Below are 12,573 nucleotides of genomic sequence, written 5' to 3'. Positions count from 1 at the left end.
GTGGTCAGCCGGTCGAGAAGACGCCGATGCCGTTGGGCACGGGGCGCTCGGCGCCGCCGCTCGGGTGGTTGCGCACGGTCACGGCGCGGTCGCCGGTGTCGCGGGTCACCATCTCCGTCGAGCCGCCGCCGTCCAGGTTGAAGGCATCGGCGGCGCCGAGCGAGCGCAGGACGTCCGCCTCCTCGTGGACGGTCAGTCCCGAGCGGTGGTCCGCCGCCCCGTCCAGCGCCAGGAGCAGCAGTTGCCGCCCGCCGCCCTTGACGCCCACGGCCGTGCGCACCGCCGAGGTCTCGTCGTCCAGCCCGGGCAGCGGGGCGCCGTCGCGGACGATCGGGAAGCCGCCGATCGCGAAGGCGTACGGCACCTCGGACGAGGCCGCCGTCAGGGTGTGCGTGACCCGCACCTGGTCGCCGACCGACAGCTCGCGCAGTTTCCGCGCGCCCTCCTCGAGGCCCACCAGGACCGTGGTGTCCGCGGGGATCGTGCCGCCGCCCGGGGTGCCGGAGGCGGAGACCACCCGGCCGTCGCGCACCTTCACCTCGTAGGTGTCCTCGCTGCACGGCGCCGAGCGCTGGGTGTCGGTGCCGCAGACGGCCCGCTCGCGGGAGGCGCCGCCCCAGCGCGCGGTGAAGGCGCCGACCGAGTTCACCGGGAGCGCGTACTGGTTGAGCCCCTTCAGGGGCAGCGTGCCCTGGGGTGTGCCGACCGAGCCGGTGAGGGAGAGGCGGTCCAGGCGGGCCCGCCGGTCGGTGCCCACACCGAGCACCTCCCGGGTGTCGGTGCCCGGGGGCAGCGCGGGCCCGAACCGCTGGCCCTTCGGCACCGCCGCCTTGAGCACCTGCCCGTCCGCCACGGCCGGTCCGACGGGCGCCCCGGTGGCCTCCACGCCGGGGTGCTGGGACTCGGTGATGTGGAAGAAGTCGCCGTTCACCCCGGCGACCGCCCCGGCCGCGTCCGCCAGCCGGGAGACCGTCGCCCGGGCCGCGACCGTGCCCGGGTACAGCAGGCCGACGCGGACGTGCGGGTTGGCCAGGTCCACCGTGAGCAGGTGGACGCGGGCCGTGCCCTTCGCCGCGTCGACGTCGAACTGCCGGTAGGTGACGCCCGGCGCGATCCGCCGGCCCGCCGGCGCGGCGCCGGCCGGTGCCGCACCCGCCAGGGTCGCCCCGGCCAGCACACCGAGCGCCGTGAGCGTCGTGAGAACCGCTCTGCCCGCCGCCGAACGTCCGTTCCGTCTGGACACCGTGCCTCCTGATGCCTCGTCAACTTCCCCTGGATGTAGGGGCAGTGCAGCAGACTTGGGCGGCCGGTGGTGCGACTACGCGTCGACGACGCGAGAACGGGTGAGAAAACGTACCCCCTCGGGTGCCTCCGGCGACGTACGCTCTCGGCTGTCTCCGGCGGCGTACCCCCGCGGGTGCCTCCCGCGAGAAGCCGCCGTCATGTCCCGTGCCGTGTCGCGGTCCTGGACGGCCGGGGCGCGGCTCCTCTTCGACTCCCTTCCGGCTCAGGGTCGTTCAGGATGCCGTCCGGTACGCGGTGTCCCCGGCCCGGGGCGCGTGGTCAGCAGGGCGTACGTCCCCGAGGCCACCGCCATCCCGGCCGGAAGGGCCAGGTCGACACCGCCCAGGGCGGCGGCCACGGGACCGGTGTAGACGCTGTCGACGCTCAGCGCGGCGACCGTCACGCCCACCGTGAGGGCCAGCGCCCCGGACCGGTTGACGCCGCCGGTGTACCAGAACGGCCCGCCGGGCGACTCGTCGGCGAGGGCGGGACCGTCATAGCGGTTGCGGCGCAGCAGGATGTCCGTGGCGTAGACGGCCGTACCCGGGCCGAGCAACAGCACGGTCAGCTGGAGCACATCGCCGACGGTGTCGAGGAAGTCGGAGACCAGCAGCGCGTACAGGGTGAGCGACACGGCCACCGCGCCGTCCACCAGGACGCTGAGCGTGCGCCGGATGCGCAGGCCGACGGCCTGGAGTGCGAGACCGGCGCTGTAGGACGTCAGCGCGTTCAGCGCGATGGTGCCGAGGACCAGCGCGAGCAGGAAGACTGGGCGGAACCAGCCGGGCAGCAACGTCTGCAGCGAGGACTCCGGGTCGTTCATGTCGACGGCGGTCGCGGCGCAGGCGCCTATGCCGCACACCAGGACGCTCGGCACGAACCCGCCGAGCGCGGTCCAGCCGGCCACCGCCTTCGCGGGGGTGGCGCGGGGCAGATAGCGGGAGAAGTCCGCGCTGGTGGTGTACGACAGCGGGCCCGAGGCGATGAGGGCGGTCCCGGCCGCCACGGTCGCCCACAGGTCCCTGCCCGTCAGCGGCTGCCCGGGGGCGTAGCCGAAGTCGGTGTGCCGCAGCACCGCGACGCCCACCACGGCGAACACCGCCGACAGCACCAGGGTGATCGGCAGGTAGAGCCGGACGATCGCGGCATGACCGTAGACACCGATGGCGAGCGTGACGGCGGCGATCAGCACCACCACGACCGCCTTCACCCCGGTGGTCACCGGCAGGCCGGCCCGGTCCACCAGGGAGAAGGCCGCGGTGGCCGCCGCCGCCAGGTTCAGCGCGAAGTAGCAGACGGAGACCAGCCAGCCGGTCACCGCGTTGTTCACCCGGTTCCCGCGCACCCCGTACAGCGCCCGGGTCACCACCTCGCTCGGCGCGCCCGCCACCGGGCCCGGAACCGCCAGCAGGCCGGTGAGCAGCCAGAACAGATTGCCTACGACGATCACCACGAGCGCCTGCCACAGGCTCAGCCCCATCAGCACCAGCGCCCCGCCCACCACCAGGCTCAGGTAGTTGACGTTCGCGGCGGCCCACACCGAGAACAACTCGCGCGGCCGGCCCCGGCGTTCGGAGTCCGGGATGTGGTCGATGCCGTGCGCCTCGACACCGGCGCGCGCGGCGGCCCGGGAGGCGGAGGCGGCGCCGTCGGCGGGTGTGGGCCGTGCGCCGGGATGTGGGTCGGGAAGCGTGGACGCCATGGGGCCTCCGGGAGCCGTGGGAGGGGCCTGGTCGCTTATTGGGCAGGTGACCAGTTGCTTATTGGTCGCACACTCAATAGCATCGCCGTCATGTCGTCAAGCGTTCAGCGCAAGCGGATTCGCAAGGACCCGGCCGCCCGGCGGGCGGAGATCGTCGCCGCCGCCGCGGCCGTCGCCCTGGCCGAGGGCCTGGAGTGCGTCACCCTCCGCCGGATCGCCGAGGAACTCGCCGTCCGCCCCGGGCTGATCAGCCACTACTTCCCCTCGGCCGAGGACCTCGTCGCCGAGGCGTTCGGCAGCGCGGCGACCGGCGAACTCGACCGCCTCCTCCCGGCCGGGCGCGCCGCGCCCACGCCCACCGGGCAACTGGCCCGCTTCCTCGCCCGCACCTCGGGGGAGGAGTACGACGCGATCAGCCGGCTGTGGATCAACGCCCGCCACCTCAGCCGCTACCGGCCCGTCCTCCGCGACCGGGTCGCCCAGCAGGAAGCCGCCTGGCGCGGCCGGCTCCAGGACCTGATCGAGGACGGCGTGGCAGCCGGCGAGTTCGTCACCGACGATCCGCTGACGGTCGCCGTGCAGCTTCTTGTCCTCCTCGACGGCCTGGGCGTCCACGCCAACACCGCGACGCCCGAGCGCCCGGCCGCGGTGCTGCGCATGCCTCGCACCACGGCCGAGCGGGAACTCGGGCTGAGGCCCGGCACGCTCGACGAAGCCCCCGACTGATCCCTCGGCCCGCCGTCCTCGCTGAGCCCCTGAGAGCGAAGGGGCCTTGATGTGCCCCCTGTGAGTCGAGGGACCCGCTATGTGACCCCTGTGAGTTGAGGGGCGCGCGATATACCCCCCTGTGAGTGAAGGAGCCCCCGTGCCCGCCGATCTCGTCCTGCTCTCCGCCCGGCTGCTCGACCCCGGCACGGGCCGCCTCCTGCCGCACACCGCGCTCGCCGCGGAACGGGGGCGGATCGGCTTCCTCGGCGACGACCGGGACGCCCGCGCCCTCGCCGGGCCCGGCACCACCGTGGTCGACCTGCGCGGGGCGGTGGTCACCGCCGGGTTCACCGACGGGCATCTGCACCCGGTCTCCGGCGCCGAACGCACCATGGGCGTCGACCTGTCCGGCTGCCGCGACCTGGCCGCCGTACGCACCGCGCTCGCCGCGGCGGTACGCGACCTGCGGCCGGGCGCCTGGCTGCGCGGCTGGGGCCTGGACCCCAACGCCTTCGGCACCGCACCCGTGGCCACCGCCGCGCTCGGCCCCGTCCTCGACGGGGTGCCCGCGCTGATCGACCTGTTCGACGCGCACTCGGCACTGGCCAGCGAGCGGGCCCTGGAACTGGCCGGCGTCGACGGGCCGCGCCGCTTCGAGCAGGGCTCGGAGATCGTCTGCGACGCCGAGGGACGGCCCACCGGACTGCTGCTGGAGGACGCCGCCTGCGAGGTCGTCGAGGCGGTCGCCCCCCGGCCCACCGAGGCCGAGGTCCGCGCCCGCGCCGCCGAGGTGCTGGCCGCCATGGCCGCGTCCGGGCTCACCGGTGGCCACGCCATGGACGCGAACGGCGACAGCCTCGCCGTCTACGCCGGTCTGGAGGCCGAGGACGCCCTGCCCCTGCGGCTCCGGATCGCCCCTTGGTGCCGGCCCGAGGCGAGCGACGCCGACCTCGCCGAGCTGGTCCGGCTCCAGGGCACCGGCGGTGCGCTGTGGCGGGTGGCCGGGGTGAAGCTGTTCATGGACGGCACCATCGACAACGGCACTGCCTGGCTGGAGACCCCCGACTGCCACGGCCAGTCGGACCATGCCTACTGGCCCGACCCCCGGCGCTACACCCGGGTGATCGCCGACCTGCACCGGGCCGGCGTGCCCACGGCCACCCACGCCATCGGCGACGCGGCGGTCCGCCACGTCCTGGACGCCGTCGAGCGGGCCCAGGCGGAGAGCGGACGGGCGGCTCGTACCGGCAGCGGTACGGGCGTCGTACGGCACAGGGTCGAGCACATCGAGACCGTCCCCGACGACACCGTACGACGGTTCGCGCCGCTCGGTGTCGCCGCCTCGATGCAGCCCACGCACTGCTGCGAGTTCACCCGGGCGGACCACACCGACAACTGGTCCCGCCGGCTCGGCGAGGAGCGGGCCGGGCGCGCGTTCCGCTGCCGGGACCTGTGGGAGGCCGGAGCACGGGTCGTCCTCGGCTCGGACTGGCCCATCGCGCCGTACCCGCCGCTCCAGGTCATGGCCGGCGCCCGGCACCGGCGGCCCGCCGACCTCTCCCTGCCCCCGCACGGCCCCGAGCAGGCCCTCACCCCCCTCCAGGCGCTCCAGGGCATGACGGTGTGCGCCGCCTGGGCGGCGGGGGAGGAGGACCGGGCCGGCCGGCTCGCCGTCGGCCACCGCGCCGACCTCACCGTGCTCGCCGACGACCCGCTGCGCGTACCCGACACCGAGCTGGCCGCGCTGCCGGTACTGCTGACGGCGGTGGCGGGACGGGTCACCTACCGGGCGGCCGGGGTGTAGCCCGGGGGAGCGCCGGTCCCGGTGGTGGGGGCGGGACTGTGCGGTTCTGCGGTGGGGGGCGCTTGTGGTGGTGCCGGGCGGGACTGTGAGGTTCTGCGGAGTGGGGAGCCGTGCCGCTTCCGGTGGAGGGGGCGGTGCAGCGCATCGCGGCGAGTGTGGGGCGTGCTGTTTCCGGTGGTGGCGCGAGGTGCCCGGGTCAGCTCGCGGACTCGTCCCGCTCGCGGCGTTCACGGCGGGAGCGGCGCAGCTCCGGCAGCAGCGGGAGCAGGGACACGACGACGACCAGGGCCACCAACGGCAGCAGATAGTCGTCGATGTGCGGGACGGACGCGCCCAGGGTGTACCCGGCGAGGACCAGCGTCTGCGACCACAGCACCCCGCCCACCGTCTGCCACAGCGTGAAGGTCCGCGCGGGCACGCCCAGCACCCCCGCCACCGGGTGCAGCACCGTCCGCAGCAGCGGCACGAACCGGCCGATCACCAGCGCCTTGCCGTAGCCGTAGCGGGCCAGCAGCCGCTCGGCCCGCTGCGCGGCGTCCGTCACCCGTCGGCTGGACGTGCGGGCCAGCAGCGCCCGCCCGCCGTGCCGCCCGATCAGATACCCCGTCTGACCGCCCGCCACCGCCCCCACCGCCGCGCACACCAGCACCTGCCACAGCGTGAGCCGGGGCGGCTGCTGGGCGCTGCCCGCGCACAGCACCCCGGCCGGGAACAGCAGGGTGTCACCGGGCAGGAAGAAGCCGACGACCAGCAGGCCCGACTCGGCGAAGAGGACCGCCAGCACGCCCAGCGCGCCGAAGGCGGCCAGCACCGAGGCGCTGTCCATCGGATTGACGGCGGTCACCTGCCCGAACCTCCCGGCCTGTGCGCGGATTCGTCCGCTCCCCAGCATCACCCGCCCGGCGCACCCGCGCGCACCGGTCGCCTTCGATCGGCTCCGGGTTGGCCAGTTGTAGGTGTTGTAGGCCGGCAGGCATGACAGGCCGGTGGTGTGTGTGTTGGGGGGATGCCACCTGTCGGTGCGGCGCGGACAGCACCGGTCGGGCGGTCGTACGAGGGACTGCCGGGCCCGGTCGGTCAGTAGCCGTACCGGTTCTTCAGATGGCGCCAGAGGCCGCGCAGCATCCACTTGTCGAACTCGGTGATGCGCGTGGCGCCGCCCGGGCACTTCGAGTAGTCGCCGTTCTGGTGGAAGAAACGGCCGCAGTCGGGTGTGTACTGAGGGGCGCCGTCGAGGTTGCCGGAAGCCGGGGCGGGCGTCCGGCCGGGTGCCGGGAGAGCGGAGCGCCGCGCGGGTGACGGAGCCGTAAGCCGGAGTCGTACCGCACTCGCACCCCCTGTCGCACCGTCCACAGGACTCGATTCACCCGAACGGCTTAACGAAACCAGGCCTTGGCTTTTCATTTCATTCCTCTGGCTGAGAGGATGCCGAGGCCACCCTCTCCGCATTTTTGTATGAAAATCTCAAAAGGGTGGCGAGTCGAATGTGAGAGCGCAGTGGCAGATATTTTCGACAAGCAGTTGACGGCCGTCATGCAGCACGCGACGCGCATGCGGCCGAGGGCCGTCTACAACGCACTTGAGGCACGCGGAGGGGAGGTGTTCCTGGGTGGAAAACGCCTGGTCATGGCCGCCCGAAACGATTATCTTGGCCTTTCCGGTCACCCCCGTGTCGTCGCCGCGGCGGCCGACGCGGCCCGTCGCTGGGGTGCCTCCGCCTCGGCGAGCCGGCTGATCGGCGGAACGCTCACGCTGCACGAGGAACTGGAGGCCAGACTGGCCGCCTTCCTCGACGCCGAGGCGGTGATCGTGACCACCACCGGCTTCGAGGCGAACCTGGCGCTGGCTCCCCTGCTCGGCCGCGGCGACATCGTCTTCAGCGACAAGGCCAACCACGCCTCGCTGATCGAGGCGGTGCGGCTGGGCTTCGCCGACAGACGCTGGTACCGGCACTCGGACATGGCGGACCTGGAGCGCAAGCTCGCGGTGGCCGACCCGGACGCGGCCAAGGCGATCCTCACGGACGGCCTGTTCTCCATGGAGGGCGACCTGTGCCGGCTGCCGGAGCTGGTCTCGCTCGCCCGGCGCTACGGCGCCCGCCTGGTGGTCGACGGCGCCCACGACATCGGGCTGCTCGGACCGGGCGGACGAGGGGTGACCGACCACTTCGGGCTGCCCGACGCGGTCGACCTCCACACGGGCACCCTGTCCAAGGGATTCGGCTCCATCGGGGGCTTCCTGGCCGGGCCCGCCGAGGTGATCCACTACCTCCGGCACACCTCGCGGTCCGTCATCTTCACCACCTCGATCCCCCCCGCCTCGGCCGCCGCCGCGCTGGCGGCCCTGACCATCATCGAGTCCGAGCCGGAGCGCCGGGCGCGCGCCTTCGAGGTGGCGCGGCAGGTACGGGACGGCCTGCGCGGCCTCGGCTTCGACACGGGCGAGTCGGTCACCCCGATCGTGCCCGTCATCACCGGGCGCAAGGAACTGGCCACGGCCCTGTGGCGGGAGGTCCTCACCGAGGGCGTCTTCACCAGCGCCGTCTCCGCGCCCGCCGTACCCGAGGAACGCTCGCTGGTCCGGCTGTCCCTCCAGGCCACGCACACCGACGAGGACATCGAACGCATCCTCGTCGCGTTCGCCCACGCCGGCCGACGCCTGGGACTCATCCCTTCCGGGCCGCCGCCCGTCCCGGTGCAGCCGATGCTGAGGGAAACGCTTCTGGACTGGGTGTCATGAGTGTCACGGTCGCCCCGGTCGGCACGGACACCGACCTGACCGCCTTCATCCGGCTCCCGTACGACCTCTACCGCGACGACCCGCTGTGGGTGGCCCCGCTGGAGCGGGAACGGCGCTCCTTCCTGGACCCGGCCCGCAACCCCTACCACCGGGTGGCCACGGTACGGCTCTTCCTCGCGCGGCGGCGCGACACCGTCGTCGGCAGGATCGCGGCGATCGTCGACCCCCGCTACAACGAGCGGCACGGCCCGGACCGCGGACTGATCGGCCTCTTCGAGTGCGTCGACGACCCCGAGGCCGCGGCGGCTCTCTTCGACACGGCGGACGACTGGCTCGCCGCGCAGGGCATGAAACGCACCTTCGGCCCCCTCGGATTCACCACCAATGACGAGTGCGGCGTACAGATATCCGGCTTCGACCAGCCGCACATCGTCATGATTCCCCGGAACCGGCCGTATTATCCGCAGCTGTTCTCCGTATGTGGATTCGAGAAGGCCAAGGACCTGGTTTCGTACGCCATTCCGATTCCCGATGGCGGGGAGCCCCCGGCGGAATACCGTGAAGCCGCGGACCGTGTCCTCGCGACCCCCGGCCTGACGGTGCGGCCCATGGACCCGCAGCGGACGGAAACCGATATGGAGACCGTCCGGAAGCTCTACAACGAAACGTTCACCCACAGCTACGGTTCGGTCCCCGTCGACGAAGCGCAGTTCGGCTACATGATGAAAAAGCTGAGGCCACTGCTGCGCCCCGGCTTCCTGCAGATCGCGGAGATGCACGGCGAACCCGTCGCCTTCCTGCTCTGTCTGCCCGACGCCCACCAGGCGCTGCACGCGGCCCGCGGCCGGCTCACCACCCTGGGCCTGCCCGTCGGGCTGATCCGGGCCGCGCGAGCCGTCCGTCGCATCGACCGCGTGCGCTTCGCCGCCATGGGCGTGGCCAGGGAGCACCGGTCCCGCGGTCTGGCCGCGGCCCTGGTGACCCAGGCCCAGCGCGCCGCCTTCCGCCTCGGATACACCGAGATCTCCTACTCGTGGGTCCTGGAGGACAACCACGCCTCCCGCCGCCACGGCGAGGCCCTCGGCGGTGTCCACACCCAGACGCACCGGCTGTACGAGCGCGCCACCGCCGCGCCATGACGGCCCACGAGACCACGCCGCGGGGGACCCTGGTGCGCAAGGCCATGCTTCGGAAGGCTGTGGTTCAGCGGGCCGCGGGCTCAGAAGATCATGGCGATCTTTCCCGTCAGGCGTCCCTGCGCGAAGCGCTCGTGCGCGGCGCGGATCTCGTGCAGGCCGAAGGCGGCGTGCACGCGCGGCCGCAGAGAGCCGCGGTCGACGAGGCCGGACAGTTCGCGCAGCCCCGCACCGTCCTCGCGTACCTGATGCACGGTCGTACGGACACCACGGGAGGACAGGTCGGGAACCGGGCCTGCCTGGGTCGCGATCGACGCGTACCGGCCGCCATCGGCCACCGCCTCCGTGACGAAGGCCCCGAACGTGTCGAAGACCGCGTCGTAGGAGCGGGACGGTAGATCGCGGGGGTCCGTGGTGACGAGACCGGCACCGTGCTCGCGGGCGAAACCGACCTGTTCGGCACGGGACACCAGAGCGTCCACCCGGACTCCCCGGGCCCGGGCGATCTGGAGCGCCAGCCCGCCGACGGCGCCCGCGGCCCCGGCGATCAGCAGCCGTTCCCCGGCGGTGACCGCGAGCCAGTCCAGGGTCTGCGCGGCCGTCAGCCCGGGAAGCGGCAAGGTGGCCGCCTCGACCAGATCGATCGCCCGAGGTGCGACGGACACCGCCCGCGCGGGGAGGGCCACCAGGTCGGCCCACGTGCCCCGGCCGGTGCCGAGCTGATGCGACATCGCGATGACCCGTTCCCCGGCGCGCAGCCCACTGTCGCCCCCGTCGACCACGATGCCGGCCAGGTCCCAGCCGAGGGTCATCGGCAGCGGCGGTGTGCCCTCGCCGATGGCTCCCTCGCGGGTCTTGTCGTCGACGGGATTGATACCGGTCGCGATGGACCGGATCAGCACCTCCCCGGGCGCGGGTTCGGGCTCGGGCACATCGACGGGGCCGAGAACATCGGGGGTGCCGAAGCGGTGGACCCGTATGGCGCGCACGGAGAACCCTTCGCAGGACGGCTGCTGACGCAGGCCGCAACACCGAGGATGATCAAGAGATTCCCGTCCACACGCCGAGGCTCGGCGACTACGGTGTGCCGTCGGGGTCGATGGGCCACTGCAGGGTGAGTTGGGGGGCGCGCAGTCCGCCAGCGGGTACGAGGTGTCACGCAGCCCGAGGGCCCGCGACCGACGGGGCCCATGTGCACGGCTCCGTGGACGTCTCGCCCCCGCTGCCGAACGCGTCGTACGCCACTCGCCTCGACTCAGGCATTCCGCAGGTCGGCCCGGGTACCCGACGGTTCGCGAAAGACCCGACGCAGCGAGGAGGCGGTCACGGTGACCGTGCCCGAGGAGAACCGTCCGAAGACGTCCAGCACGGACGATGTGATCGAGTCGCCGGCCGACACCGGCAAGGAAGAACAGCAGCCGGGGGCGTCCGGCCGCTCGATGCGTGAGGCGATCGAAGAGGCGGGGATCACACCGGACGACTTCGAGAAGTAGCCGGGCGGCCGGCCGCCAACAGGGCCGGCACGTCGGCCCTTCGCGCAAGGCGTGCTCACAGGAACATGCCGAGGGCCGGCGCCTTGACGGCACCGGCCCTCCTGCTCAGCGACGGCCTCAGAGGGCGCGGACGCGAGCGGCCTGCGGACCCTTGGGGCCCTGGACGACGTCGAACTCGACGTGCTGGTTCTCCTCGAGGCTACGGAAGCCGTTGCCTTCGATCTCGGAGTAGTGGACGAAGAGGTCCGGGCCGTCGGCCTGGGCGATGAAGCCGAAGCCCTTCTCGGCGTTGAACCACTTCACGGTTCCCTGAGTCATTTGCTGCTCCTTACAGGGGCTGGGTACGGGGGCCGCACCGTGCGGACTCCCGGGCCGGCCTGGACGCGACTTCTCCAGTTCCCTGAAGGAGGCGGCGCCCGCGACATCGTTCTTCGCGAGCGTGCGGTGAAACACAGACACAAAAACTACGACCGCCCAGTGCAACGGGCCGCCCCCTGGTTTCATTCCCGCCGCCGAAAACTCGTCGTACCGGCACTCCCGGCCCCGCCCGACGAGCCCTGCCTCCCTCACGGGTCCCCGTCCCCTTCGCCCGTCCACTTCGTCCGGATGTGAGCGTAGATGTCGACCGCACGGGCACCCGTCAGACCGCACCGCCCTCAACCACAGCACGCACCGGTGGAGGCAGCATGATCAGCCATCAGCATCTGGTGGAAGAGGTGGCGTCGCGGACCCATCTCGACGACACGGAGGCCGCCGACGCCGCCGTACACCTCGTACTCGCCGCGCTGAGCAGCCGCCTCGATCCGCCGCGCCGGGAGCATCTGCGCAAGGCCGTACCGGCCCACGAGCGCCCCGCGCTGCGGTACGGGGCCGAGGTGGCGGACGACTCCGCGGTGTCGCTCGACGATCTGCTCGCGGACGTCGCCCGGCCCGCGGGTGCCACCTCTGAGCAGGCGCTCTTCCTGGCGCAGACGGTGGTCTGCCGGATCGCGGCCGAGGACACGGACCTGGCGGAGGACCTGCTGCGCGCCCTGCCGGACGAGTTCGGCACGTTGTTCGAGGAACCGAAAGAGGGCCTCTGAGCGGCCCGGCCGCGCCCGGTGGGACGGATCATCGAGGAACCGCCCGAAGGCGCCCCGGCGCGGGCCCGGTGGCGAAGAATGACCGCCTATTCACTCACCGTGCTCGACGAGAGTGCCGTACGTCGCGAACCCGTACATCAGATGCGGTACGGCGTCCGACGCCCAGTCCGTCGCCGACCAGCCCGCCGGGTCGCTCACGCCGAGTCGTGCCATCGGCAGGTCGGTAGCGGCCATGGCCAGGGCACCGGTGGCCAGGCCGCCCAGCCCCCAGGGCAGCCGCAGCCCCGCATGGCAGACCAGGGAGACCATGACACCGGTGCCGACCCCGACGGCGATCCCGGACAGGCCGCCCAGCCCGGAGAGCCGGTTCTCCCTGCCGTCCCCCGACCCCGGGACCGGACGTCCCATGCCCTGGGCGATCTTCTCCACGGTCTGCGCGGGAGCCTGACTGGAGGGCCTGCCCCGCAACGCCATGTCGGCGAAGGTCGCCACATTCAACACGGTCGTCCCGACGGCACCGGCGACACATCCCCGCACAATGCTTCGCATCATGCGACCTCGAGTGCCCGTCGCGTATCCGACGAACCACATCAAATGCCTCAGTCAGCAGGCTGCGGCCCTCGGG

Annotated in this window: 13 protein-coding genes; 6 read left to right on the top strand and 7 right to left on the bottom strand. The window is 72.8% G+C overall.

The annotated features are described in order from the left end of the window. Nucleotides 1-4: 4 nt before the first annotated feature. Nucleotides 5-1,243, bottom strand: a complete 1,239-nt coding sequence (locus HB370_RS07280; RefSeq protein ID WP_030775239.1) for a phosphodiester glycosidase family protein — start codon at nt 1,241-1,243, stop codon at nt 5-7. A gap of 264 nt (nt 1,244-1,507) precedes the next feature. Further along, on the bottom strand, nt 1,508-2,986 hold the full coding sequence (locus tag HB370_RS07275) for a cytosine permease (RefSeq protein ID WP_051815207.1): 1,479 nt from the start codon (nt 2,984-2,986) through the stop codon (nt 1,508-1,510). A gap of 90 nt (nt 2,987-3,076) precedes the next feature. Here HB370_RS07275 and HB370_RS07270 point away from each other — a divergent pair, with 90 nt between their 5' ends. Beyond that, the gene (locus HB370_RS07270; protein WP_030775243.1) at nt 3,077-3,712 is read left to right on the top strand and encodes a TetR family transcriptional regulator C-terminal domain-containing protein; all 636 of its coding nucleotides are present in this window, start codon (nt 3,077-3,079) and stop codon (nt 3,710-3,712) included. A gap of 139 nt (nt 3,713-3,851) precedes the next feature. Continuing rightward, a complete protein-coding gene (locus HB370_RS07265) occupies nt 3,852-5,498 on the top strand; it encodes an amidohydrolase (RefSeq protein WP_030775245.1) in 1,647 nt (548 codons plus the stop codon). 196 nt (nt 5,499-5,694) lie between these two features. On the opposite strand, the gene HB370_RS07260 is transcribed toward HB370_RS07265, so the two are convergent. Both HB370_RS07260 and HB370_RS07255 read right to left on the bottom strand, forming a co-directional pair. Continuing rightward, the gene (locus HB370_RS07260; RefSeq protein WP_030775247.1) at nt 5,695-6,342 is read right to left on the bottom strand and encodes a DedA family protein; all 648 of its coding nucleotides are present in this window, start codon (nt 6,340-6,342) and stop codon (nt 5,695-5,697) included. Between the two features lie 233 nt (nt 6,343-6,575). Beyond that, complete coding sequence (locus HB370_RS07255) at nt 6,576-6,851, bottom strand: hypothetical protein (protein ID WP_030775250.1); 276 nt, start codon at nt 6,849-6,851, stop codon at nt 6,576-6,578. A gap of 144 nt (nt 6,852-6,995) precedes the next feature. Here HB370_RS07255 and HB370_RS07250 point away from each other — a divergent pair, with 144 nt between their 5' ends. Together HB370_RS07250 and HB370_RS07245 are read left to right on the top strand one after the other, a co-directional pair. Further along, nucleotides 6,996-8,237 (top strand): aminotransferase class I/II-fold pyridoxal phosphate-dependent enzyme, encoded by a 1,242-nt coding sequence (locus HB370_RS07250; protein WP_244405460.1) that lies wholly within the window; start codon nt 6,996-6,998, stop codon nt 8,235-8,237. Then, nucleotides 8,234-9,376, top strand: a complete 1,143-nt coding sequence (locus HB370_RS07245) for a GNAT family N-acetyltransferase (protein WP_037700041.1) — start codon at nt 8,234-8,236, stop codon at nt 9,374-9,376. The genes HB370_RS07250 and HB370_RS07245 overlap by 4 nt, the downstream gene beginning before the upstream one ends. Nucleotides 9,377-9,456: 80 nt before the next feature. On the opposite strand, the gene HB370_RS07240 is transcribed toward HB370_RS07245, so the two are convergent. Further along, nucleotides 9,457-10,362, bottom strand: a complete 906-nt coding sequence (locus tag HB370_RS07240; protein ID WP_030775255.1) for an NADP-dependent oxidoreductase — start codon at nt 10,360-10,362, stop codon at nt 9,457-9,459. A gap of 339 nt (nt 10,363-10,701) precedes the next feature. Between HB370_RS07240 and HB370_RS07235 the strand changes: the two genes are divergently transcribed. Further along, complete coding sequence (locus HB370_RS07235) at nt 10,702-10,866, top strand: hypothetical protein (protein ID WP_167345718.1); 165 nt, start codon at nt 10,702-10,704, stop codon at nt 10,864-10,866. A gap of 117 nt (nt 10,867-10,983) precedes the next feature. Here the strand turns inward: HB370_RS07235 and HB370_RS07230 are convergent, their stop codons facing one another. Beyond that, nucleotides 10,984-11,184, bottom strand: a complete 201-nt coding sequence (locus tag HB370_RS07230; RefSeq protein WP_030775257.1) for a cold-shock protein — start codon at nt 11,182-11,184, stop codon at nt 10,984-10,986. Between the two features lie 368 nt (nt 11,185-11,552). On the opposite strand from HB370_RS07230, the gene HB370_RS07225 reads away from it, so the two are divergent. Beyond that, a complete protein-coding gene (locus HB370_RS07225) occupies nt 11,553-11,948 on the top strand; it encodes a DUF2267 domain-containing protein (protein ID WP_030775259.1) in 396 nt (131 codons plus the stop codon). A gap of 90 nt (nt 11,949-12,038) precedes the next feature. Here the strand turns inward: HB370_RS07225 and HB370_RS07220 are convergent, their stop codons facing one another. Further along, complete coding sequence (locus tag HB370_RS07220; protein WP_030775261.1) at nt 12,039-12,500, bottom strand: hypothetical protein; 462 nt, start codon at nt 12,498-12,500, stop codon at nt 12,039-12,041. Nucleotides 12,501-12,573 lie beyond the last annotated feature (73 nt).

This window comes from Streptomyces sp. DSM 40868, assembly GCF_011820545.1.
Taxonomy (GTDB): Bacteria; Actinomycetota; Actinomycetes; order Streptomycetales; family Streptomycetaceae; genus Streptomyces; species Streptomyces eurythermus.
The sequence above is the reverse complement of the archived record's forward strand: the minus strand, read 5'-3'. Positions and strand labels throughout refer to the sequence as shown.